Source organism: Xanthomonas bonasiae (assembly GCF_017163705.1).
GTDB classification, from domain to species: Bacteria; Pseudomonadota; Gammaproteobacteria; order Xanthomonadales; family Xanthomonadaceae; genus Xanthomonas_A; species Xanthomonas_A bonasiae.
This window is the reverse complement of the sequence record NZ_JAFIWB010000028.1, coordinates 1-22,889: the sequence shown is the minus strand read 5'-3', so window position 1 is coordinate 22,889 and position 22,889 is coordinate 1. Positions and strand designations below refer to the sequence as shown.

Sequence of the window (22,889 nt, the reverse complement as noted above, 5' to 3'; positions counted from 1 at the left end):
TGGACGCGAGGAATCATGCAGATGAAGACGCTGGCAAATGCGGTTCTGCTCGGAGTCCTACTGACGAGTGTCGCGCACGCGCAGACCAACGCAGGCAATCAGAAGCCCGACCCTGAGCTCCCTTTCAACGTCACCAAGGTGGCCAGCTTCGATCTGCCCTGGCGCATCGCGTTCCTGCCCGATGGCCGCATGCTGATCACCGAGAAGGTCGGTCGCGTGCAGTTGGTGACTCCGCAAGGCGCCAAGACCGAGCTCAAGGGCGTGCCGGCCAGTTACGTTGAAGGCCAGAACGGCATGCTGGGCGTGTTCGTGTCGCCCCACTACGCCATCGACAAGAGTGTGTACCTGACGTATGTCGCACCCGGTGACTATGGCGGCGGCCTGGCCATGGGCCGAGGCAGACTGGTGGTGGAGGGCAACGAGGCCCGGCTGGACAACTTCAAGGTGCTATGGCGCCAGATGCCCACGGGCAAGGGCGGCCAGGCCGGCGCGCAGATCGCCTTTTCGCCGGATGGCCAGTATCTGTTCCTCACGGTGGGCGATCGCCAGCGCTTCACGCCGGCACAGGATCTCAATCAACCAGTGGGCAAGATCCTGCGGTTGACGCTGGACGGCAAGCCCGCGCCGGGAAACCCGTGGGCAGGCAGGGGCGGTGCGCGCACCATCCCGCTGATCGATCCGCCGGCCGATACCGAAGCGGCCAAGACGGCACCGGTGATCAGCACCTACACGTTCCCCAAATCCAACCTCACGCCGGCCGAAACCTGGTCCATCGGCCACCGTACCCCCTACGGCCTCGCCTTCGCTCCCGACGGTCGGCTGTGGGAACTCGAGCACGGTCCCCTCGGCGGCGACGAACTGAACCTGATCCAGCGCGGCAAGAACTACGGGTGGCCGCTGGTTTCGTATGGCGACAATTACAACGGCGTGCCGATTCCCAAACCCGAGACGCGGCCCGATCTTGCCAAGCCGGCGATCTATTGGGTACCGGTGATCGCGCCCGGCAACCTGATGTTCTACAAGGGCAGCCTGTTCCCGCAGTGGAAGGGAAGCGCGTTGATCAGCGGCCTGGTCAGCCAGGGCCTCATCCGCGTCACGGTCGATAGCAAGGGCGGCGCCACCGCGGTCAATCGCTGGAGCATCGGCAAGCGCATCCGCGATATCGAGGAGGCGCCGGATGGCTCGCTGTGGTTGCTGGAAGACGCCAAGCCCGGTGGCCTGTTCCGGCTCACACCGAAGTAGGCGCACTGGCGGTGTTCCTGGCGCTATCGGGCGCCCGCTGGGTTGCGAACCGCCGTCATGCGGAAGGTGATCGACCGGTGCAGACCGTGTCCGGAGCCGGCGCAGTTTCCGACTTCGCTCGTCGCGGCTGAAGCCGCTCCTGCAGGGGCTTGCGGCATGCCGGCTGGGTGCACTGTAGGAGGGGCTTCAGCCCCGACAGATGGTCTCCGGAGCCGGCGCAGTTTCCGGCTTCGCTGGTCGCGGCTGAAGCCGCTCCTACAGGAGGCTCGCGGCTAGCGGGCTGGGTGCACTGTAGGAGGGGCTTCAGCCCCGACAGACAGTGTCCGAAACCGGTGCAGCTCCCAACTTCGTTCGTCGCGGCTGAAGCCGCTCCTACAGGAGGCTCGCGGCTAACGTGCTGGGTGCACTGTAGGAGGGGCTTCAGCCCCGACAGACAATATCCGAAGCCGGTGCAGCTCCCGACGTCGCTCGTCGCGGCTGAAGCCGCTCCTACAAGGGACTTGCGGCCAGCCGGATGGGGGCACTGTGGGAGGGACTTCAGTCCCGACGCGGACGAGCTTGCCGGCGCGGCGTGCGGCATCGATGGACCGACTTCGCCAGGACGGCTCCTGCGCGGAAAGCGCGTGTGCTGCCACGATCGAGATCGAGCATGCATCGTCGACGCGTCGCGAACGCGCCACGTGCGCCACGTGCAAAACAGCGTGCCACGCACATCGCGCCGCGCTGCTGTCGCTGGTCGCCGCCGCTGGCCTAGAATCCATCTCCACACCGCCCGGTCCTTCTGCGCATGTCGTCCCCGCCTTCTCCCGTCGCCGCCGTCCCCGCGCGTGGCGGTTTCGTCGTCCTCGCGCTGCTGCTGGTCTACGTGGTGTGGGGGTCGACCTATCTGGCGATCCGCTTCGCGCTGGAAGGCGGCACGCCGCCGCTGAGCATGGTCTCGGGACTGCGCTTCGTGGTCGCCGGTTCGCTGCTGTACGCGGTGCTGCGCTGGCGCGGCGTGGCCGCGCCGACGCGCGCGCAATGGGGGTCGCTGACGGTGCTGGGCGCGCTGCTGCTGTTGTGCGGCAATGGCATGGTGGTGCTGGCCGAGCGCCAGGTGTCCTCCGGCCTGGCCGCGGTCGCGGTGGCTTCGGTGCCGCTGTGGATGGCGCTGTTCGGCGCGCTGCGCGGGCAGCACGCCAGCCGCGGCGAATGGCTGGGCATCGTGGTCGGGTTCGCCGGCGTGCTGTGGCTCAACGCCGGCAGCAGCCTCAGCGCCAGCCCCAAGGGCCTGGTGCTGCTGTTGATCGCGCCGATCGGCTGGGCGTTCGGCTCGGTGTGGTCGCGCGGTCGCGATCTGCCGATGCCGTTCATGGCCGCGGCCGGGCAGATGTTGTGCGGCGGCGTGCTGCTGGTCGCCACCGGCCTGCTGAGCGGCGAACGCCCGCACGCGTGGCCGACGCCGCACGCGTTGATGGCGGTCGCCTACCTGTGCGTGTTCGGCTCGATCGTGGCGTTCACCGCCTACGTGTGGTTGCTGCAGAACGTGCGTCCGGTGCTGGCCGGCAGCTATGCCTACGTCAATCCGGTGATCGCGGTGGCGCTGGGCAGCTGGCTCGGCGGCGAGCGCTTCAGCGCCAGCGACCTGGGCGCGATGGCGGTGATCCTGGCCGGCGTGGTGGTCATCACCGTGGCGCGGACGCGGCGATGAGCGTCACCGAGCAGGACACGCGCCGCGGCCTGTCGATCACCGCGCTGACCTTCGCGCTGTGGGGCGTGGTGCCGGTGTACTGGCATCTGCTCAAGGCGGTGCCGTCGGCCTACATCATCGCCCACCGCATCGTCTGGAGCGCGGTGCTGGTGGTGGGCTGGCTGCTGTACCGCACGCGCCTGCAGTGGTGGCGCAGCATCGCCGCGCAGCCGCGCGCGCTGGCGATCCTGGCGCTGAGCAGCCTGGCGATCGCGTTCAACTGGGGCCTGTACATCTGGGCGATCAACGCCGGCCACGTGATCGAGGCCAGCCTGGGCTATTTCATCAATCCGCTGGTCAACGTGCTGCTCGGCGTGCTGGTGCTGAAGGAGCGGCTGCGCGCGCTGCAGTGGCTGGCGGTGGCGTGCGCCGCGTTCGGTGTGGCGTGGCTCACCGTCGATGCCGGTGCGCTGCCGTGGATCGCGCTGAGCCTGGCGGCCTCGTTCGGGCTGTACGGCCTGCTGCGCAAGCTGGTGCAGGTGGATGCGGTGGCCGGACTGGGCGTGGAGAGCCTGTACCTGTTCCTGCCGGCACTGGGTTTCGTGCTGTGGAGCGAAACCGGGCACGGCGGCGGTTTCGCCACCGGGTGGGGCTGGCGCAACGATCTGCTGCTGGTGTTCGGCGGCGTGGTCACCGCGGTGCCGCTGATCGGGTTCGCCTACGGCGTGCGGCGCATTCCGCTGTCGCTGGTCGGCCTGCTGCAGTACATCGCGCCGAGCCTGCAGTTGCTGCTGGGGGTGTGGTTCTTCCGCGAGCCGTTCGACAGCGGCAAGGCGATCGGCTTCGCCGCGATCTGGGTGGGTTTGCTGCTGTTCGCCGGCGAGAGTTTGTGGCGCTCGGGCTGGGGGCGGCGGGGGGCCTGAGAGGCCGGGATTGGGGATTCGGGATTGGGGATTCGTAACGGCGACCTGCGCGGGCCGCTACGCTACCGCTGTGAGCGGCTTCGGCCCTTGCGAATCCCCAATTCCGAATCCCCAATCCCGGCTCAACCCCGGCTGCCACTCGCGGCCGGGGCGCCGCCAGTCAGCTGCTGCTCTACGTCCACGCGCGGCGCCAGCGGCGACGGGCAGTGGCCGTCGTGGCGCTGCGCCGGCAGTTCGGCGAACCAGTCCTCCACGGTCGGCGCCAGCAGGTCCAGCCGCATCGGCAGGCTGATGTGGTTCTCGCCGGGCATCTCCAGGTAGTGCGCGCGCGGCGCGTCCAGCGCCAGCAGGCGGCCGTGCGCGACCGGGATGTGCTGGTCGGCGCTGCCGTGCAGCAGCAGCAGGCAGGCCGGCGCGGTGCGCGCGGCGGCGGTCACGTCGACCTGGTCCAGGTTCAGCGCCAGGCGCTGGTTGGCGTTGGCGATGACCGCGTCCAGGTTCTGCCCGCCGTAGCGCCAGCGCGCCAGGTCCATCGCCGCGCTGGCCATCCAGCCCTGCGGGCGGCTGGCGAGCATGTGCGGGATCATGTCGCGGATGCCGCGGCCGGCGTTGGCGAAGGATTCCATCGCGACCACGCCTTCGACGTCGCCGCCCAGCTTCTGCGCGGTGAACAGCGCGGTGGCGGCGCCGTAGGACACGCCGAACAGGTACAGCGGGCCTTGGATCTCGCCGCGGGCGCGCAGCGCGCGGATCACCGCGACCACGTCGTCGGACTCGCGCGTGCCGTAGCCGGCCGGGCCGCCGCCGGAGCGGCCGTGGTTGCGCAGGTCGATGCTGATGCTGCGGTAGCCGGCCTGGGCCAGGTCCAGCGACCACGGCAGCAGCGAGTCGCCGTCCATCATCCAGCCATGCAGCAGCACCACGGTGCCGCGCGGGGCGGCGTGGGGGCCGGGCTGCGGGGCGGCCACGTCCATCGCGAAATCGGCGCGCTCGTGGCCGTTGGCGTCGCGGCCGGCGTGCTCGTAGCGGTAGCGCATGCGGTAGTCGCCCGGATCGATCGCACGCCAGAAGATCGGGATGCCGGCCGGGGTGAGCACGTGCCCGCTGCGGTTGGGCAGCGTCGCCAGCAGGCCCTGGATGCGTTCCTCGTCCATCAGCGGCGACACGCCGCCCGGCGCGACCAGGCGGTCGCTGAGCGAGGTGGAGGAGCGGGCGGCCAGGCCCAGGCTGGTCAGGCACAGGCTGGCGCAGAGGACGAGCAACAGGCGCAGGCGCGACGACATGGCGGTAGGCGGTGGATGAATGGCCGCGCAGGCTAGCGCCTTCGCCGGCGCGGCTCTACCGCAATTGGATGACGAAACGATGACGCGGTGCGGGTGCGGGGCGCCAAGGCGCGGTCGCCGGCCCGGTTTTCCCGATGGCGCCTTGCGCTGCGGTGCATTCGCGGCGCCCGTGTCGGCCGCGCCGGGCCTGTTTGGCGCTCGGTCGGTGCTGCGTGGCGCAGCCTTGCGTTCAGGTCGGCGCGGCGCGACCGGCTTGCGGCACGCCGGACCGGACCCGCAGGGTGGCGCTTGCGCAAGCCAATGGCCCTGCCCGACCGCGTGGTCGCCGAGCCGAGCAGGCTTGGCGCCTGCCCGGGCACGGAGGCCCGCCGCTACAGCGCGCGCAAGGCGGTGGTGATCGGCAGCCGCGCCGCGCGCAGCGCCGGGAACAGCCCACCGACCAGGCCGATGCCCAGCGCCCACTTCAGTCCGCTCCACAGCAGCGCCGGGGAGACCTTGAACTGGAACACCACCTGGCTGAAGTTGCTGCCCAGCGTGGACACGCTGTAGCCGTTGAACACGGTCCAGGCGATCAGCCCGCCGAGCAGCCCGCCGAGCAGCGCCAGCAGCATCGTCTCCAGCATCACCGCGGTCACCACCGGCAGGCCGCGGAAACCGATCGCGCGCATCGTGGCGATCTCGCGGGCGCGGGTGGCCACCGCCGCGTACATGGTGTTGAGCGCGCCGAACACCGCGCCGACCGCCATGATCGCGCCGATCACCGTGCCGAGGATGCTGATCAGCTTGCTGAGGTTGCCGCCCTGCTTGGCGTAGTAGGCGCGGGTGGTCTCCACGTCGAGCTTGAGCCGCGGGTCGGCGGCCATCGCCGCCTTGAACTGGGCGTAGCCGTCCTTGCCGGCGGTACGCACGCTGATCGACTGGTAGGCGCTGCGGTTGTAGGTGGAGGCCAGGGTCTGCGCGTCGGCCCACAGCTCCGAGTCGTGCGCATCGCCGGAGGCGAACACGCCGACCACGGTCCACTGCTCGCGGCCCAGGCTCAGGGTCTTGCCCACGTCCAGGCCGCGGAACTGCGCCTTGGCGCCCTGGCCGACCACGATCTCGCGCAGGCCGGCGCCGAAGCGGCGGCCCTCGACGATCCTGAGCTTGTCGTGCACCGCCCAGCCGGCGTCGCCGACGCCGCGGAACTGCACGTTGGTGTCGGTGCCGTCGGCCTTGCTCGGCAGGTTGATCACCTGCGACAGCTCCGGGGAGACCAGCGGCTTGCCGTCGGCGCCTTTGGCCACGCCGGCCAGGCTGGCGATCAGCGGCACCTGGTCGCGGGTGATCACCGAATTGGTCTCGGCGCCGGAGCCGCCGCGCAGCACGATCGCGGTGCTGTCGTCGCCGGTGCTGTTGAGCGTGGCCTGGAAGCCTTCGCCCATCGCCAGCATCGCCACCAGTACGCCGACCACGCCGGCGATGCCGACCACGATCACCGACGAGGCGCCCCAGCGCTGCGGCAGGCTGGCCACGCCGATGCGGGTGGCGGCCAGCGCCAGGCGGCCGCCGCGGGTCAGCAGCAGCCACAGCGCCACGCCGGCGGCCAAGGCCAGCACGCCGTACCAGGGCAGGGCGATCCACAGCGCCAGCCCCACCGCCAGCAGCAGCAACGTGAGCAGGTTTCCCAACCAGAGTTTGAGTTTCATCAGTGCGTCTTCCGAAAATGCGACAGGGAGCGATGCGGCGGCGGGCTCAGCGCCCGGCCAGCGCGTCCACGATCTTCAGGCGCTGCGCGCGCAATGCCGGCAGCAACCCGACCACGATGCCGATGGCGACCATCAGTCCCAACGCCACCCCCCAGGTCTGCGCCGGTACGCCGCGCATCGGCATCATGCCGCCGCTGGCCGCGGCCACGCCGGGGATGATCAGCGCCGCCAGGCCCATGCCGATCAAGCCGCCGAGCACGATCAGCAGCACCGACTCCACCATCACCAGGGTCAGCACGGTGCCGTCGCGGAAGCCGAGCGTCTTCAGCACCGCCAGTTCCGGGATGCGCTCGCGTACCGCCTGCGCCATGGTGTTGCCGGTGAGCAGCAGCAGGGTGAAGAACACGGCGGCCATGATCGCGGTGACGATCAGGCCGACGTCGGCGAACTGCTTGGCGAAGGCCTGCGAGAACGCGGCCTCGGTCTGGCTCTTGGTCTCGTGGTCGGAGTTGAGCGACAGCGCGTCGATCGCCTGCGCCACCCGCGAGGCCTGGTCGGCGTTGCCCAACTGCACGGTGTACCAGCTGACCTTGTTCTTGATGTAGTCGTTGGACTCGTCGAAGTACTTCCAGTTCATCATCAACTGGTTCTCGGCCTGCGCGTTCTTGGCGTCCTTGACCTTGAAGATGGTGGTCAGGGTCAGCGGCCAGTCGTTGCTGCCGCCGCGCGGGAAGATGGTGGCCTGCAGCGGAATGGTGTCGCCGATCTTCCAGCCGTTCTTCTTGGCCAGCGAGGCGCCCACCGCCGCCGCGGTGCGTGTCTCGCGGAACGCCTTGAGCTGCGCCGGCGGCACGTCGTACTCGCTGTAGACGTCGAAGAAGTTCGGCGCCACCGAGAAGTTGGGGAAGAAGTTCTTCGGGTCGCGGTAGATGCCGCCGAACCACATCGCGTAGGTGACCTTCTTCACCCCCGGCACCGATTCGATCTGCGACTGCAGGCTGACCGGCAACGACTGGGTGATCGACAGCCGCGAGGACACGATTAGCCGGTTGGCGCCTTCGACGCTGCCGCCGGAATTGAACGCCACGCGCACCGAATCGAGCATGCCGAACAGCAGGAACGCGGCGACCACCGACAGCAGAGTCAGCAGGGTGCGGGTCTTGCTGCGGAACAGTTGCGCCCAGACCAACGAAAAATATTTCATGTTCGATCCTCCAAGGGACGGGATGCCGGGGCGCGGAATGCGCGCGGCGGCAGCGGCCGGTTCAATGCGCCACGAGCGGCGCGTCGGCCAGCTCGCCCTTGTCCAGGTGCACGGTGTGGCTGGCGTACTCGGCGGCCTTGGGGTCGTGGGTGACCATGATGATGGTCTTGCCGTGTTCGCGGTTGAGCTGCTGCAGCAGGTGCAGGATTTCCTCGGCGGCGGTGCGGTCCAGGTCGCCGGTGGGTTCGTCGCAGATCAGGAAGGTGGGGTCGGAGACGATGGCGCGGGCGATCGCCACGCGCTGCTGCTGGCCGCCGGACAGTTCGTTGGGGCGGTGGCTGCGGCGGTCGGCGAGGTTGACCAGGGTCAGGGCGATCTCGGCGTTGCGCTTGCGCTGGGCGGCGTTGAGGTTGGTCAGCAGCAGCGGCAGTTCCACGTTCTTCTGCGCGGTGAGCATGGGCATGAGGTTGTAGAACTGGAACACGAAGCCGACGTGCTGGCTGCGCCAGGTGGAGAGCTGGCCGCCGCTCATGCGGTCGATGCGTTCGCTTTCGATCTCGATCTCGCCGCCGCTGGGGGTATCCAGGCCGCCGATCAGGTTCAGCAGGGTGGTCTTGCCGGAGCCGGAGGGACCCATCAACGCGACGAAGTCGCCGCGTGCGATGTCCAGGTCGATGCCGTGCAGGACTTGTACTTTCTCGGGTCCGCGCTGGTAGGTCTTGGTGACGTTGCGCAGTTTGACGAGGGTGGACATGGTGGTGTTCCTGGCAGTGGACGGAAGTAGATGTGCCGATTGCGGTGAGGCGGTTCGCGGATGTTTGCTTCGTTTGCAGTTGCAGTTGCAGTGCTGTTGCTTTGCTTTTGCTTTACCGGGTCCCTTACGTAGCGGCGAATAGGGCGGGAAAAACCCCGAAGGGGCGGCGCACAGGGATGTGCGCCGTTCGCGGCAGGGGCAGGATGCCCCTTCCGCGAATCCCGTCCTATTCGCGGACCCGGAGCGCGCAGCGCGGAGGGCGCGAAGTAGGGTGTGCTTGACCAGCCTTCGGCTGTGGTAAAGCGTTTCTTTTGGTTACTTTTCTTTGCACAAGCAAAGAAAAGTAACTCGCCGCAAGGCGAAAGCTTTTGCTCTTGCAGTGGCAACTCCCTTGTAGGAGCGGCTTCAGCCGCGACTGGTTCTGTCAGCAAAGTGTCGCGGCTGAAGCCGCTCCTACAAAAGCGAACGCGCAAGCAAAAACAAACAGCAAAGCAAAAGCTTCCGCCTTTGGCGGGTCACTTTTCTTTGCTCGCGCAAAGAAAAGTAACCAAAAGAAGCGCTTTACCACAGCCGAAGGCTGGTCAAGCGCGCCCTGCCTTGCGCCCTCCGCGCTGCGCCCTCCGCGCTGCGCGCTCCGGGTCCGCGGATGCACCGGGGATTCGCGGAAGGGGCATCCTGCCCCTGCCGCGAACGGCGCACATCCTTGTGCGCCGCCCTTCGGGTTTTTCCCCGGTCCATCCGCCGCTGCGGAAGGGAACCCGGAAAGTCAAAAGCCACGGCACAGCAACGGCCAGAGCAACAGCAGAGCAACGGCAACAGCAACAGCAACAGCAACAACGAGGAGCAACAACTAGAGCGATGCGGCGATTGGAGCGAGTGAAGCCAGTTGGTTGCTGGATCGGATACGAGCAAAAACCTGTTGACGCGATAGAACGGTTGTAACGGCACCCGCTACTGCACGAGTTGGACGAAAAGCGATGCCGGCAGCGCCGCTCTCATGGCGATAGCCCAAGGCAGCGGCGACATGGACCGCATGCAATGGTTCGCGGCAACGCGCACTACCTCACATGCGGTCGCCGTTATTGCTCGGCCGCCTCCGCCATCTTCACCTTGACCCCGTCGCGCAACGTCTCCGGCGGATCCAGCACCACCGTGTCGCCCGCCGCCAGGCCCGACAGCACCTGGCGGTCGTCGCCCAGGGTGATGCCGGTCTTCAGCGCGCGCTGCTCGACCGTGTTGTCCTCCTTCAGTGCGAACGCCACGTCCTGCCCGCCGCGCTTGACGATCGCCGCACCCGGCGCGCGCACGCCCTGCGGCTTGTCCTGCGCCTGCGCTTGCGGCGCTTCCAGGAAACTCACGCGCACGCCCATTTCCGGCACGATCCGCGGGTCCTTCTGCTTCAGCGCCACGCGCACCTTCACCGTGGCCTTGCCGCGGTCGGCCGAGGGGATGATCGCGATCACTTCGGCCGGGATCTTCCACTCCGGGTAGGCGTTGAGCACGGCTTCCACCGGCATGCCCGGCTTGACCCGGCCGATGAAGGCCTCGCCCACTTCCACCTCGATCTCCAGCGAATCCATGTCCACCACCGTGCCGATGCCGGTGCGGGTGAAACCGCCGCCGGCCGACAGCGGCGAGACGATCTCGCCCGGCTGCGCCGCCTTGGCGGTGACCACGCCGGCGAACGGCGCGCGCACGATGGTGTTGTCCACGTTGAGGTCGGAGATCGACAGCTGGTTGCCCGCCACCACCACGTTGCGCTGCGCGCTCTGCAGTTGCGCGCGCAAGGCATCGCGCTGCGACAGCGCCTGCTCGTATTGCGAGCGCGACACCAGCTGCTGCGTGGACAGGGTCTGCAGCCGCTGCGCATCGGCCTCGGCCTGGCGCAGTTGCGCCTGCATGTTGGTCACCTGGCTGCGCGCCGCGTCCAGTTGCGACGCCGACAGCTGCCGCTGCGCGCCGGCATCGATCGGGTCCAGCGTCGCCATCACCTGGCCCTGCTCCACGCGCATGCCTTCCTCGATCAGCACTTCGCGCACCTTGCCGGTGATCTTCGCCGACACCGTGGCCATGCGCCGCGCCACCACGTAGCCGCTGGCGTCCAGCACCGAGGCGCTGCTGCTGCCGGCGGCGATCGCCACCACCGGCGCGGTGGTCACTTCGATGGCCTTGCCGCGGCCGAACAGCAACCAGCCGCCCACGCCGAGCGCGATCAGCAGCGCCAGGACCACGGCGATCCACAGCCCGCGCCGCGACGGCGGTTCGCTCGGCGGTGCCTTGCGGTCGATACGGAGTTCTTTGAGCAGATCGGCGGAGGTACTCATCTTGTCCCTGGATGAATCGGTAGGCGCAGTGTGGATCGGCGAGGCGCGCGCTTCCAAGTTGCCGGAAGTCACTTTCTGCGTTGCGCTGCGGCAGGTGCGGCGCCATTCCCCATGGCGTGGAGCGCAGCATGCGGCAATCGCGCGGCCATCGCCAGTGACAGCTGTCACCTGCCGCGGCTGACGGGCCGCACTGGGATGCTCCGGCGGCGCGACGCAGCATGGCCACTCCTGCCACGACCGGTCCATGCCGATGCCCGCTCCCGACACTCTCCCGCTGGCGCAGCTGCGCGGCGTGCACAAACGCTACGGCACGGTGGTCGCGCTGGATGGCGTGGACCTGCAGCTGCAGCGCGGCCAGTTGCTGGCGCTGCTCGGCGCCAATGGCGCGGGCAAGAGCACGGCGGTGGCGCTGCTGCTCGGGCTGCAGGTGGCCGATGCCGGCAGCGCACAGCTGTGCGGGCAGGATCCGCGTGCGCTCGGCGCGCGGCGCCAGGCCGGGGTGATGCTGCAGTCCGCCGGGCTGCCGGACACGCTGCGCGTGGGCGAACTGCTGGACCAGGCGCGCGGCTACTACCGGCGTCCGCGCAGCGTCGCCGATTGCGTGGCGCTGGCCGGGCTGGATGGCCTGATGCCGCGCCGCTACGGCGGCTTGTCCGGCGGCCAGCAGCGGCGCGTGCAGTTCGCGATGGCGATCTGCGGGCGGCCGCAGGTGCTGTTCCTGGACGAACCCAGCACCGGTCTGGACATCGAGGCGCGGCAGGGCCTGTGGCGGGCGATCCAGGAACTGGTCGCGGACGGCTGCGCGGTGCTGCTGACCACGCATTACCTGGAAGAGGCCGAAGCGCTGGCCGACCGGGTCGCGGTGCTGCAGCGCGGCACGCTGATCGCCGAAGGCAGCGTGGAACAGCTGCGGGCGCGCTTCGAGCAACGCACGATCCGCTGCCGCAGCGCGCTCGCCGCGGCGCAGGTGGCGAAATGGCCGCAGGTGAGGCGCGTGGACGGCCGCGACGGCGTGCTGGAGATCGTCGCCGATCCGGCCGAGCCGGTGGTGGCGCAATTGCTCGCCGCCGATCCGGGGCTGGACGAACTGGAAGTCAGGCGCGCCGGCCTGGCCGACGCGTTCCTCGCCATCACCCGTGCGGAGGCTGCATGAACGCTCACGATCCACGCCGCATCGAGCCCGTCGCGGCGCCAGCGCATGGCGCAACCGCCGCACTGCCGTACGACGCGTCTGCGTTGCCGTTGCGCGAGTCCGCGGCGCTGCTGTTGCGCGAGATCCGCTACGAGCTGTTGCGCTGGCTGCGCACGCCGTCGTTCGCGCTGCCGACCTTGCTGTTCCCGCCGATGTTCTATCTGTTGTTCGGCGTGGTGCTCAACCGAGGTAATCCCGCCGCCGCGGTGTACCTGATGGCCAGCTATGGGGTGTTTGGGGTGATGGCGCCGGCGCTGTTCGGCTTCGGCGTCGGCCTGGCGCTGGACCGCGAGCGCGGCCTGCTCACGCTCAAGCGTGCGCTGCCGGTGCCGCCGGGGGCGATGCTGCTGGCGCGCACCGTGCTGGCGATGCTGTTCGCGCTGGCGATCGGGGTGCTGCTGCAACTGCTGGGCAGCACGCTCGGCGGGGTACGGTTGGCGCTGCCGCAACGCGCCTTGTTGCTGCTGGTCGATGTGCTGGGCACGCTGCCGTTCTGTGCGATCGGCCTGTACATCGGCGCCCGCGTCGGCGGCAGCGGCGCGCCGGCGGTGGTCAACCTGATCTACCTGCCGATGGCGTTCCTGTCCGGCCTGTGGATCCCGTTGCAACTGCTGCCGTCGCTGCTGACCACGCTGGCGCCGCTGTGGCCGTCCTATCACCTGGGCCAGCTCGCGTTGCGCGTGGTCGGCCAGGATGGCGGCGGCAGCAGCGCCGGTCACGTCGCCGCGCTGCTGGCGGTGACCGTGGCGTTCTATGCGCTGGCGCACCGCCGCCTGCGCCGCGGCTGATGGCCAGCCTGCATCGCGCCCAGGCAGCGTTGGTTCCCGCCGCGTCGCCGCGCGGCGTCCGCATGCGCTCGCTATGCTATGCACCGCGGCCGTGCGACCGCCACAGGAGTCTTCCGTGATCGCCTTGCTGCACGCCTCGCCCGATTCGCTGATCTCACGGCGCCTGGGCTGGAACACCGCCCGGCCCGGCGCGCACTGGTTCGTGTGGCTGTCGCTGATCTGGTCGATCTGGCTGTTCGTGACGCCGCTGTACGAGCCGCACTACTTCACCCGCTGGTTCTGGCCGACCATGGCCAGCTACGCCGTGTTCCTGGCGCTGTACTACTGCGCCTATTACCGCCACCGCCGCTACCTGCGCTGGTGCGTGGCCGCCATGGCCGCGCTGGCGTTCGCGCTGTTGCCCTACAACCCCGGCGCGCAGTGCTACATCATCTATGCCTGCGCGTTCCTGGCGTTCTGCTTCCAGCCGGTGCGTGCGCTGCTGGGGATGCTGCTGCTGCTCGGCCTGTTCGCGGCGGCCTGGTGGATGCGCGGCTGGTCGCCCCTGTACATGGCCAGCGCGGTGCTGGTGGGCCTGGCGGTGGGGTTGATGAACATCAGCTTCGAACGCCGCGCGCGCGCCGACGCGCAGCTGCGCCTGAGCCACGAGGAAGTGCGGCGTCTGGCCGCGGTCGCCGAGCGCGAGCGCATCGGCCGCGACCTGCACGACCTGCTCGGCCACACGCTGTCGCTGGTGGCGCTGAAGGCGGACCTGGCCGCGCGCCTGCTGGCGCGCGACCCTGACGCGGCGCGGCAGGAGATGGAGGACGTCAGCCAGGTCGCGCGCGAGGCGCTGGGCCAGGTGCGGCGCGCGGTCAGCGGCATCCGCGCTGCGCAGCTGGCCGCGGAGATGGCCTCGGCCAAGCTGCTGCTGGAATCGTCCGGGGTCACCTTCCGCTACCAGGTCGATGCGTTGCCGCAGTGCGCGCAGCTGGAGACGGTGTTCGCCATGGTGCTGCGCGAGGCCGCCACCAATATCCAGCGCCATGCCGCCGCCAGCCATGCGCAGCTGCGGCTGTGGTGCGAACGCGATCAGGCCTGGCTGGAGATCCGCGACGACGGCCGCGGCAGCGCCATGCAGCCGGGTACCGGCCTGGCCAGCATGCGCGAGCGGCTGGAGGCGGTGGGCGGTGCGTTGCGGATCGACTCCGAACGCGGCCAGGGTACCCGCCTGCTGGCGTCGGCGCCGTTGCCGCGGACCCCGGCGCCGGCTGCGGAGCCGGCGCCGCAGCCGCGCGGCTGCCAGGACGCCGCACTGCGCTGAACGCCGCTGCGGGCGCGGTTCTACAATGCGTCCACAGGACCCGGGGGACACGTGATTCGACTAGTGCTGGCGGAAGACCAGGCGATGGTGCGCGGCGCGCTCGGCGCGCTGCTGGGCCTGGAAGCGGATATCGACGTGGTCGCCAGCGCCGCCGACGGCGAGGCCGCGTGGCGCGCGCTGCAGGCGCACACGCCGGACCTGCTGGTCACCGACATCGAGATGCCCGGCCTCGGCGGCCTGGAACTGGCGCAGCGGGTGCAGCGCCAGCAGTTGCCGATCCGCGTGGTCATCGTCACCACCTTCGCCCGTCCCGGCTTCCTGCGCCGCGCGCTGGACGCCGGCGTCGGCGGCTATCTGTTGAAGGACGCGCCGCCCGAGCGCCTGGTCGATGCGATCCGCCAGGTGCACCGCGGCGGCCGCGCGATCGATCCGGAACTGGCGTTGGAGGCCTGGTCCGAAGCCGACCCGCTCAACGACCGCGAACGCCAGGTGCTGCGCCTGGCCGGCGAGGGCGCCTCGGCCGGCGACATCGCCGCGCAACTCGGACTTTCGCACGGCACGGTGCGCAACTATCTGTCCGAAGCGATCGGCAAGCTCGGCGTCGGCAACCGCATCGAAGCGGCGCGGCTGGCGCGGCAGAAGGGCTGGCTGTAGCGCTGCCGAGAACGCGAATGCCGGTGGACGTGGGCCACCGGCATTCGGGTGCATCCAGGCCCGTCCAGCGCAGCGCGCCGGACGGGGCGACGGATCAGAACGACCAGGTGAAGCTCAGCGAGCCGCTGCGCGGTTCGCCCCAGGCGCCGTAGCCATAGATCTGCGCGTAGTACTTCTTGTTCAGCAGGTTGTTGAGGTTGGCCTGCACGGTGAATGCGTCGGACAGGCGGTAGCGCGCGAACGCGCTGACCAGCGCGTAGGCGTCCTGTTCGAAGCGGCCGTAGGTCGCATCGACGTAGTAGATGCGGTTCTGCCAGTTGACCCCGCCGCCGAACGTCAGCTCGCTGAGGCTGCGCGGGGTGTAGCTGGTGTAGAGCTTGAGCGTGGTCTGCGGCAGCTGCGAATTGATGTCCGCACCGCCGGCATCCTTGGCGACGTAGCGCGACGCGCCGAAGGTGCCGTTCCAGCCGGGCGCCAGTTCGCCGTTCACCTCGAACTCGAAGCCGCGGCTGACCGTGCCCTGCGCCGCGACGTACGCCGTCTCGGTGGTGCCCAGCACGAACTCGGTGGTGGCCTGGGCGACGTTGTCCTGTTCGATGCGGAACACCGACAGCGAGGCATTGAGGCGATCGTCGAACCACGCCGCCTTGACCCCGGCCTCGTAGCTCTTGCCGATCACCGGATCCAGGTAGGCACCGTTGCGGTTGCGCGATGTCTGCGGCTGGAAGATGTCGGTGTAGCTGACGTAGGTCGACCACACATCACTGATGGTGTAGACCAGGCCGGCATACGGCGTGGTTTCCTTCTGCCGGCTGGTGTACGCCACGCCGCTTTCGGCGCCATCCACCTTCCAGTCGGTGTAGCGCGCGCCGACGATCAGCTTCAGCGGATCGGCCAGCGAGAACCGCGCGGCCGCATAGCCGGCCTTCTGGGTGACGGTGCCGCGGCTGAACTCGGTCAGCGCCGACCAGGCCGGCTCCGGATAGTTGCCGGTCCAGTTCAGATAGCTGGCCATCGGCGCGGGGAAATCGAACGCGCCGTCGTTGACGTAGCGGCGGCGGTTGTAGCTGACGCCGGCCATCAGTTCGTGCTCGCGCCCGAACAGCTGGAACGGGCCTTCCGCGTAGCCGTCCAGGCCATCGACCTTGCGCTCGGTGACGTAGTAGCCGGAGTAGGGCACCACGCCCGCGCCGGTGTTCTTGTCGAAGCCGTAGATCGTGTAATACGGGTAGAACAGCTTGTCGGTGACGTTGGTCTGGTCGTGGGTGGCGTTGGCCTTGAGTTTCCAGCCGCTGGCGAAATCGTGCTGCAGCGTGGCGAAGGCGCGCTTGGTGGTGGTGTCCCAGAACGTCCAGTCTGCGGCTGGGTTGAACGAGCGCGCATAGTTGGTGCGGCTGCCGTCGGAATACCACAGCGGGAAGCCGCCCCAGGTGACGTCGTCGGACTGCTTCTTCTGGTAGTCGTAGCCCACGCTCAGCTGGGTGTCCGGGGTCAGGTCGGCATCGATCACCGCATAGCCCAGGGTCTTGTTCTGGCGGTAGCGGTCCACGTACGAATCGGTATCCAGGTAGCTGCCGATCACCCGCGCGCGCACCGTGCCGCTGGCGTTGAGCGGGGTGGTCACATCCACCGTCGTGCGCGTCCGGCCCCAGCTGCCGGCGGTGACCTGCACGCTGCCGGCCAGCTCGGCGCTGTCGGCGTGCTTGCGGATCAGGTTGACCGAGGCGGAAGGATTGCCCGCGCCGGTCATCAGCCCGGTGGCGCCGCGCACCACTTCCACGCGGTCGTACAGGGCCAGGTCCAGTGCCGAGTCGCCGTAGCTCCAGTTCTGCACCATCGTGGTCGGGATGCCGTCGAACTGGTAGTTGTCGATGTAGAAGCCGCGCGCGTAGAACTCGAAGCGCTCGCTGTCCGAGCGGGTGTTGGACACGCCGGTGGTGTTCTCCAGCACGTCGATGATGTCGTCCAGGCCCTGATCCTCGATGCGCTGGTGGCTGATGATGCTCACCGACTGCGGAATCTCGCGCGGCGCCAGTTCGAAGCGGGTGCCGGCGGTGGTCTTGCGCACGCTGTACCCTTCGGCGCGCTCGCCCTTGACGCTGATCTTGTCCAGGGTGGTGACGTCGCTATCGGCGGCGCTGTCGGCGGCCGTTTCGGCGGCGAAGGCCGGCACGCTGGCGAGCAGGCAGGCCATGGCCAGGGCCGAGCGGCGCGGGAAACGGCGGGGAGTGAGGAAACGGGTCATTGCGGGGCTCCGTGGCAAGCAGGCATGGCCATCGACGGCGCTGCACGAAGCGCCGCGGGATGGTCGGATTTGGATGCTGGCTTGGAGCGGGACATGCGCCGTGCACAGGCGAGGCCTGTGCGCGGGACGTCGGCACCTGGCTGGCGCTGTCGATGCGGCCGGCTGCCTCGGAAGGACGGCCGGCGCATGACGGGTGTTTCGGGGAAACGGGCGTGGTGACCTGGCGATCGGGGCGCGCCCACGGTGGCAAGTGTAACGGTGTCGGGTCGGCGCGGCCATGTCGGCGCTGCCACATCGCGCGCCGTCCTGTGCGCTTCCGGCGGGACGATGCTCGGCCGCGATGCGTGGCGCGGTGTCCGCCGGCCGATACGTCCTGCTGGCGCTGCGGCGCAAGCTCGCTGCTCCGCCGCGCCGTCGGCCATCGGTATGCCGGAAGCGCAGGCGCCTATGAAATTGTGCGTGCCCACGCAGTGGCGCTGCCGCCAGTGACTATGCTGTCCGCAATCGGATCCAGCGACGCGCCAGGCAGGCAGTGCCCGGGATGGAGCGTCTGCGGACGGCGGTGCGATTCCGCCCACCGCCGCCATCTCGAATCCCGATGGATGCGCCCGGATCGACGGACAGGAGAACGTGGATGAAGTGGATGCGCGCAATGCTGTTGGCAGTAGCGCTGTTGCTGGCCTGGTCGCTGCCGGCCGGCGCTGCGCTTGCCGCCGACGGGCAGTTCAAGGTGCTGGTCGCGGCGATTCCCAACAAGTACCACCACGACTACATCCCGGTGGCCAAGCCGCAGTTCGAGGCGCTGGCGCGGCAGCACTACTTCGAGCTGGTGTGGGCCTGGAACACCGAGGCCTTCGATGGCGACCTGTCGCAGTACGCGGCCATCGTGCTGCTCAATACGCCGGCCACCGATCTGAATCCCGCGCAGCGCGCCAACTTCCAGAACTACGTGCGCGGCGGTGGCGGCGTGGTCGCGGTGCACAAGGCGTTCGCGATCGCGCGCGGGCAGTGGGACTGGTACGACCGCCTGATCGGCCGCTCGTTCCGCACCCATCCGTATCTGCAGACCGCGATGGTCGACGTGGTCGATCGCAACTTTCCCGCCACCGCCGGCCTGCCGCAGCGCTGGCTGTGGTCGGACGAGTGGTACGAATACGATCCGCCGTACAGCGACGACCTGGTCACGCTGCTGACGGTGGACGAATCCAGCTACGATCCCACGCTGATCTGGCCCGGCCAGGTCGCCAAGGGTATGGGCAAGCCGCATCCGGTGGCCTGGTACCACCGCTTCGAAGGCGCACGCGTGTTCGTCACCGCGCTCGGCCACCAGGCCGAGGCCTACAACGATCCGCGCTATCTCGAACACCTGTACGGCGGCATCTACTGGGCCGCCACCGGCCGCGGCATCGCCGGCGACACGGCCCCGCCCGCATCGCGCCCGCGCTGAATCCGCCCGCATCGCACTATCGCTGCCGGGCAATCTGCCAGGGCCGAAGTCCCCTACAGAAGCACCCGGCCAGCAAGCCACCCGCCTTTTGTAGGAGCGGCTTCAGCCGCGACAGAAACCGAACCGTCGCCGGCAATCCGTCGGGGCTGAAGCCCCTCCCACAGGAGCACCGGGCCAGCGCGCCATGCGCTTTTTTGTAGGAGCGGCTTCAGCCGCGACAGAAACCGAACCGTCGTCAGGCAATCTGTCGGGGCTGAAGCCCCTCCTACAGGTGCACCGGGCCAGCACGCCACCCGCTTTTTTGTAGGAGCGGCTTCAGCCGCGACAGGAACCGAACCGTCGCCAGGCGATCTGTCGGGGCTGAAGCCCCTCCTGCAGATGCACCGGGCCAGCACGCCACCCGCTTTTTTGTAGGAACGGCTTCAGCCGCGACAGGAACCGAACCATCGCCAGGCGATCTGTCGGAGCTGAAGCCCCTCCCACAGGAGCGCCGGCCAGCAAGCCGCACGCCTTCTTGTGGGAGCGACTTCAGTCGCGACGGGCGTTACCGATCGCGCCCATCGCGACCGATGGTCCAGGTCCATCCGAGCCGTTCCGATAGCTCGCGATCAGCACAGCGCAAAACCTCAGCCCTGCTCTCGCCGCGTCGTCCGCTCCACCACCGCCGCACCACCCCGCGCCATGCTCGAAAATACCCCGTCGCGGCGCACCCAGGCATGGAACAGCGCCGCGCACAGATGCCCCAGCACCGTGGCGAACAGCAGGTACGCCAGCCAACCATGCGCGCTGCGCAGCCAGGCATACAGCGCCGGACTGTGCGGCGCGATCGGCGGCAACTGCGCGCCCGGCCACAGCACGATCGGATAACCGCCGGCCGACAGCATCGACCAGCCCAGCAGCGGCATCGCCAGCATCAGCGTGTACAACAACCAGTGCGAGGCCAGCGCCGCCGTCTTCTGCCACCACGGCAGGTCCGCCGGCAGCGGCGGCGGCCGCTGGCGCAGGCGGTTGCCCAGGCGCACGATCGCCAGCACCAGGATCGCAATGCCCAGCGGACGATGCAGGTCGAGCAGCCACGGCCGCTGCGACACCGAGGCGACCATGCCCACGCCGACGAACAGCATGGTCAGGATCATCGCCGCCATCAGCCAGTGCAGCACGCGCGCGGTCAGGTTGAAATGCCCGGAGGCGTTCGCGCGGCTCATTGCGCACCCCCATGCGCCTGGCCGGTCGCCTCGGGCGCCTGGCCGCGGCCGATCTCGCGTTCGCGACGGTTGAACGACTGCGAATACACCGCCGAGCGCGCGGCCAGGATCGGATCGTCGGAGCCGGCGATACCGCGCGGCAGGATCAGCGGGTCGTAGTTGAGATCGCGGCACGGGCCGGTGGCCTGCGGCTCGGCGTGGTCGAGCACCAGCGTGCCGGCGACCACCTGTTGCCGGTCCTGCGGCCAGGGTTGCGAGGGATCGTTCACCGGATCGCCAGGCGCGGCCACGGTCAGCACCAGGTCCCAGCGCAGCGGTCCTTGCGCCAGCCGCGCCTGCAGGTCCTCGCCGAGGAAGTCGGCATCGGCCTGCGCGCGCTGCGCCGCGGACAGTTCCTTGAACGCCGTCTGCGGCCGCATCGACCAGCGCACGAAACGGCTGCTGCCGTCGGCGGCGATGAAGCGAAAGCTGTTGACCCCGTTGTACTGGGTGTTGGCCCAGCTGTCCGACCACGGCGCGGTCTTGGCCCACTGCTGGAACTTCTTCGCTTCCGGATAGCGCTGCGCGAACGCGGCCAGCTTCGCCGGGTCCGGCTTGCCGGTGGCCGGGTCCGGCTGCGCGGCCAGGGTCTGCGCCATGAAGCCCTCCGGCGTGGCCACCACGAAGAACGGGAAGCTGTTCATCGCCGTGCGCCACTGCTGGCCGTCGTCGCTGCGCAGCAGCAGCGCCATGCTGCGCACCCGCGCCGTGGCATCGGCACCGTGCGGATCGCCGCCGCCGATCGACATGCGTCCCAGCACCGGCACCGATGCCTGGGTGAACACCCGCGCCGAGGACAGCGCGCTCGCCTGGCCATTGCCTTCGAAATGGCCGCTCACGCACATGCCCTTGCTGTGCGCGCGGCGGAAGCCCGGATGCGGCGGGCCGCCGGCCTCGATGGCATCGGTCATGCGCTGCGCGGTCAGCCGCTGCGGCCCGCCCAGCCAGCCCGCGCTCCAGGCGAAGGCGGCGGCGAGCACGGCGGCGATCGCGGCGATGCCGGCCAGCGGCAGCCAGGGCCGCGGGCGTGGCGGCGGGGTGGGATCGGGATGGGACATGGGGCGACTCCTGTGGCGGCGGCGATTGGGAGTGAGACGTCCGGCGCCGCGTTCTATTCCCGGCACAGGCGCTGGTTCGGCGTTTGCGTTGCGTTTTTCGCCGGCAGCGGTCCCTTGCGGCCCGGCAGGCGGCACAATCACGTGCCAGCCGCCCGAACAGGCGGCTCGCCCAGGCTAGGGAATAATCCGCCTCGCCGTGCGTCCTACCTGTGATTGCCCCTTCCCGAGCGCTGCACGCGACCCTGCCCATGGACGAACTCGACGACGACTCCCTGCGTGCGCTCATGCCGCGATTGCGGCGCTTCGCCCAGGCGCTGAGCGGCGATGCGGCCAGCGCCGACGACCTGGTGCAGGCGGCACTGGAGCGCGCGCTGCGGCGCTGGTCCACGCGCCGCGATGCCGACGCGTTGCAGCCGTGGTTGTTCGCGATCGTGTACCGGCAGTTCGTCGACGCGCGCCGGCGCGCGCAGCGCTGGCAGCGGGTGCTGGCCCTGTTCGCGCCGCAGCAGCCGACCCAGGCGCCCTCCGCCGAACAGGTGCACGACGGCCGCGCGATGCTGGCCGCGTTCGCGCAACTGCCGGCCGAGCAGCGCGCACTGCTGTTGCTGGTCAGCGTCGAGGGCTTCAGCTACCGCGACGCCGCCACCGCGCTGGACCTGCCGATCGGCACGGTGATGTCGCGGCTGTCGCGCGCCCGCGAGAAACTGCGCCAGATCTGCGAAGGCCGCGGCGCCGGCGGCCCTGCCTTGCGAGTGCTCAAATGACCGTGCTGCGCCCCGACGACGAAACCCTGCACGCCTACGTCGATGGCCGTCTGGACCCGGCGCGGCGCGCGCAGGTCGCGGCATGGTTGCAGGCCAATCCCGCGCACGCCGCGCGCGTGGCCGGCTGGAAGCGGGACGCCGACGCGCTGCGCGCGGCCTGGGCCGGTGCGGAGACGCTGCCGGCCAACCCCGCGTTGACCGTGCCGGCCCTGCGCCGCCGCGTGCGCCAGCGGCGCCGTACGCTGGCCGCCATGGCCGCCAGCTGCGTCCTGATGCTGGGCCTGGGCACCACGCTTGGCTGGCAGCTGCGCGACAGCCGCCTCGGCGGCGATCGCCTGCCGATGGCCGACGCGGTGGCCGCGTATCGGCTGTTCGCCGACGGCGAGCAGCCGCTGGAATTCGACCCGGCGCGGCGGCTGGCCTTGCAGGGCTGGCTGCGCACGCATTTCGGCGCCGCCGGCGCGGTGCCGGACCTGCAGGCGCAGGGCTTCGCGCTGCGCGGCGGGCGCCTGCTGTCCACCCCCGAGGGCGCCGCGGCGATGCTGGTCTACCAAGACGCCGACGGCGCGCGCATCGGCCTGTACCTGCGCCCGCGCAGCGCCCGCCTCAGCGACGGCGAGCGCCGCGACGGCCGCTTGCTGGCGCAATACTGGTCCGAAGGCGACACCGCCTTCGCCCTGGTCGGTCCGGCCACGCAAACCCGCATGCGCCAGATCGCCCCGCTGCTGCGCGGGCAGGGCTGAGCCAGCAGAACGGCGTCGGGACTGAAGTCCCTCCCACAGCGCACCCGGCGAGCAAGCCGCAAGTTTCTGTAGGAGCGGCTTCAGCCGCGACGAACGAAGCCAGCAACCCTGGTGGTTTTACTTGTCTGTCGCGGCTGAAGCCGCTCCTACAGTGCACTCTGCAGAGAGCCGCAAGACCCTTGTGGGAGCGACTTCAGTCGCGACGAGCGAAGCGGTGGAGGTCCCGCGACCGGATCGCGTCGGGACTGAAGTCCCTCCCACAGTGCACAAGGCGGGCAAGCCGCAAGTTCCTGTAGGAGCGGCTTCAGCCGCGACGAACGAAGCCAGCAACCCTGGTGGTTTTACTTGTCTGTCGCGGCTGAAGCCG

The 22,889-nt window shown here is 69.5% G+C and carries 18 protein-coding genes; 10 read left to right on the top strand and 8 right to left on the bottom strand.

Features of this window, described 5'->3' with window-relative positions; all coding sequences use genetic code 11:
• Positions 1-21: 21 nt before the first annotated feature.
• The 3 genes from JR064_RS19250 to rarD all read left to right on the top strand — a co-directional run bounded on the left by JR064_RS19250 (position 22) and on the right by rarD (position 3,834).
• Positions 22-1,242 carry a PQQ-dependent sugar dehydrogenase gene (locus tag JR064_RS19250; RefSeq protein ID WP_206230783.1) on the top strand — a complete coding sequence of 407 codons (1,221 nt, stop codon included), beginning with the start codon at positions 22-24 and terminating at the stop codon, positions 1,240-1,242.
• 787 nt (positions 1,243-2,029) lie between these two features.
• Entirely contained in the window at positions 2,030-2,932 is a 903-nt protein-coding gene (yedA, locus tag JR064_RS19245) for a drug/metabolite exporter YedA (RefSeq protein WP_179569557.1), read from the top strand.
• On the top strand, positions 2,929-3,834 hold the full coding sequence (gene rarD, locus JR064_RS19240) for an EamA family transporter RarD (protein ID WP_206230782.1): 906 nt from the start codon (positions 2,929-2,931) through the stop codon (positions 3,832-3,834). The genes yedA and rarD overlap by 4 nt, the downstream gene beginning before the upstream one ends.
• 122 nt (positions 3,835-3,956) lie before the next feature.
• Here rarD and JR064_RS19235 read toward each other — a convergent pair whose 3' ends face one another.
• From JR064_RS19235 to JR064_RS19215, 5 genes are all read right to left on the bottom strand, one after another.
• Positions 3,957-5,117, bottom strand: coding sequence for an alpha/beta hydrolase family protein (locus tag JR064_RS19235; protein ID WP_206230781.1), 1,161 nt, complete (start codon positions 5,115-5,117; stop codon positions 3,957-3,959).
• A 371-nt stretch (positions 5,118-5,488) separates the two neighbouring features.
• Positions 5,489-6,802 (bottom strand): ABC transporter permease, encoded by a 1,314-nt coding sequence (locus JR064_RS19230; protein WP_206230780.1) that lies wholly within the window; start codon positions 6,800-6,802, stop codon positions 5,489-5,491.
• Between the two features lie 46 nt (positions 6,803-6,848).
• Positions 6,849-8,006: an ABC transporter permease gene (locus tag JR064_RS19225; protein ID WP_206230779.1), complete on the bottom strand. Its 1,158-nt coding sequence runs from the start codon at positions 8,004-8,006 to the stop codon at positions 6,849-6,851.
• 61 nt (positions 8,007-8,067) lie between these two features.
• Positions 8,068-8,760 carry an ABC transporter ATP-binding protein gene (locus JR064_RS19220; RefSeq protein ID WP_206230778.1) on the bottom strand — a complete coding sequence of 231 codons (693 nt, stop codon included), beginning with the start codon at positions 8,758-8,760 and terminating at the stop codon, positions 8,068-8,070.
• Between the two features lie 1,079 nt (positions 8,761-9,839).
• On the bottom strand, positions 9,840-11,084 hold the full coding sequence (locus tag JR064_RS19215) for an efflux RND transporter periplasmic adaptor subunit (RefSeq protein ID WP_206230777.1): 1,245 nt from the start codon (positions 11,082-11,084) through the stop codon (positions 9,840-9,842).
• A 250-nt stretch (positions 11,085-11,334) separates the two neighbouring features.
• Between JR064_RS19215 and JR064_RS19210 the strand changes: the two genes are divergently transcribed.
• The 4 genes from JR064_RS19210 (at position 11,335) to JR064_RS19195 (ending at position 15,021) form a co-directional block, all read left to right on the top strand.
• Positions 11,335-12,237, top strand: coding sequence for an ABC transporter ATP-binding protein (locus tag JR064_RS19210; protein WP_206230814.1), 903 nt, complete (start codon positions 11,335-11,337; stop codon positions 12,235-12,237).
• Positions 12,234-13,064, top strand: a complete 831-nt coding sequence (locus JR064_RS19205) for an ABC transporter permease (protein ID WP_241093176.1) — start codon at positions 12,234-12,236, stop codon at positions 13,062-13,064. Before JR064_RS19210 ends, JR064_RS19205 begins: the two co-directional genes overlap by 4 nt.
• Before the next feature lie 115 nt (positions 13,065-13,179).
• The gene (locus JR064_RS19200) at positions 13,180-14,367 is read left to right on the top strand and encodes a sensor histidine kinase (protein ID WP_191826885.1); all 1,188 of its coding nucleotides are present in this window, start codon (positions 13,180-13,182) and stop codon (positions 14,365-14,367) included.
• A gap of 51 nt (positions 14,368-14,418) precedes the next feature.
• On the top strand, positions 14,419-15,021 hold the full coding sequence (locus tag JR064_RS19195) for a response regulator (RefSeq protein WP_206230776.1): 603 nt from the start codon (positions 14,419-14,421) through the stop codon (positions 15,019-15,021).
• Between the two features lie 94 nt (positions 15,022-15,115).
• Here the strand turns inward: JR064_RS19195 and fhuE are convergent, their stop codons facing one another.
• Positions 15,116-17,266, bottom strand: coding sequence for a ferric-rhodotorulic acid/ferric-coprogen receptor FhuE (gene fhuE / locus JR064_RS19190; RefSeq protein WP_206230775.1), 2,151 nt, complete (start codon positions 17,264-17,266; stop codon positions 15,116-15,118).
• A 652-nt stretch (positions 17,267-17,918) separates the two neighbouring features.
• Between fhuE and JR064_RS19185 the strand changes: the two genes are divergently transcribed.
• Positions 17,919-18,713: a ThuA domain-containing protein gene (locus JR064_RS19185; protein ID WP_425510318.1), complete on the top strand. Its 795-nt coding sequence runs from the start codon at positions 17,919-17,921 to the stop codon at positions 18,711-18,713.
• Between the two features lie 626 nt (positions 18,714-19,339).
• Here the strand turns inward: JR064_RS19185 and JR064_RS19180 are convergent.
• Together JR064_RS19180 and JR064_RS19175 are read right to left on the bottom strand one after the other, a co-directional pair.
• Complete coding sequence (locus tag JR064_RS19180; RefSeq protein WP_206230774.1) at positions 19,340-19,918, bottom strand: cytochrome b; 579 nt, start codon at positions 19,916-19,918, stop codon at positions 19,340-19,342.
• Positions 19,915-21,015: a catalase family peroxidase gene (locus tag JR064_RS19175; protein ID WP_179569531.1), complete on the bottom strand. Its 1,101-nt coding sequence runs from the start codon at positions 21,013-21,015 to the stop codon at positions 19,915-19,917. Before JR064_RS19175 ends, JR064_RS19180 begins: the two co-directional genes overlap by 4 nt.
• 248 nt (positions 21,016-21,263) lie before the next feature.
• Here JR064_RS19175 and JR064_RS19170 point away from each other — a divergent pair, with 248 nt between their 5' ends.
• Entirely contained in the window at positions 21,264-21,779 is a 516-nt protein-coding gene (locus tag JR064_RS19170; RefSeq protein WP_206230773.1) for an RNA polymerase sigma factor, read from the top strand.
• Positions 21,776-22,522 carry an anti-sigma factor family protein gene (locus JR064_RS19165; protein ID WP_206230772.1) on the top strand — a complete coding sequence of 249 codons (747 nt, stop codon included), beginning with the start codon at positions 21,776-21,778 and terminating at the stop codon, positions 22,520-22,522. The genes JR064_RS19170 and JR064_RS19165 overlap by 4 nt, the downstream gene beginning before the upstream one ends.
• Positions 22,523-22,889: the final 367 nt, after the last annotated feature.

Coding starts and splice junctions, on each gene's coding strand:
- JR064_RS19250 (WP_206230783.1), top strand. CDS start 22: ATGAAGACGCTGGCAAATGCGGTTCTGCTCGGAGTCCTACTGACGAGT.
- yedA (WP_179569557.1), top strand. CDS start 2,030: ATGTCGTCCCCGCCTTCTCCCGTCGCCGCCGTCCCCGCGCGTGGCGGT.
- rarD (WP_206230782.1), top strand. CDS start 2,929: ATGAGCGTCACCGAGCAGGACACGCGCCGCGGCCTGTCGATCACCGCG.
- JR064_RS19235 (WP_206230781.1), bottom strand. CDS start 5,117: ATGTCGTCGCGCCTGCGCCTGTTGCTCGTCCTCTGCGCCAGCCTGTGC.
- JR064_RS19230 (WP_206230780.1), bottom strand. CDS start 6,802: ATGAAACTCAAACTCTGGTTGGGAAACCTGCTCACGTTGCTGCTGCTG.
- JR064_RS19225 (WP_206230779.1), bottom strand. CDS start 8,006: ATGAAATATTTTTCGTTGGTCTGGGCGCAACTGTTCCGCAGCAAGACC.
- JR064_RS19220 (WP_206230778.1), bottom strand. CDS start 8,760: ATGTCCACCCTCGTCAAACTGCGCAACGTCACCAAGACCTACCAGCGC.
- JR064_RS19215 (WP_206230777.1), bottom strand. CDS start 11,084: ATGAGTACCTCCGCCGATCTGCTCAAAGAACTCCGTATCGACCGCAAG.
- JR064_RS19210 (WP_206230814.1), top strand. CDS start 11,335: ATGCCCGCTCCCGACACTCTCCCGCTGGCGCAGCTGCGCGGCGTGCAC.
- JR064_RS19205 (WP_241093176.1), top strand. CDS start 12,234: ATGAACGCTCACGATCCACGCCGCATCGAGCCCGTCGCGGCGCCAGCG.
- fhuE (WP_206230775.1), bottom strand. CDS start 17,266: ATGACCCGTTTCCTCACTCCCCGCCGTTTCCCGCGCCGCTCGGCCCTG.
- JR064_RS19185 (WP_425510318.1), top strand. CDS start 17,919: ATGCTGTTGGCAGTAGCGCTGTTGCTGGCCTGGTCGCTGCCGGCCGGC.
- JR064_RS19180 (WP_206230774.1), bottom strand. CDS start 19,918: ATGAGCCGCGCGAACGCCTCCGGGCATTTCAACCTGACCGCGCGCGTG.
- JR064_RS19175 (WP_179569531.1), bottom strand. CDS start 21,015: ATGTCCCATCCCGATCCCACCCCGCCGCCACGCCCGCGGCCCTGGCTG.
- JR064_RS19170 (WP_206230773.1), top strand. CDS start 21,264: ATGGACGAACTCGACGACGACTCCCTGCGTGCGCTCATGCCGCGATTG.
- JR064_RS19165 (WP_206230772.1), top strand. CDS start 21,776: ATGACCGTGCTGCGCCCCGACGACGAAACCCTGCACGCCTACGTCGAT.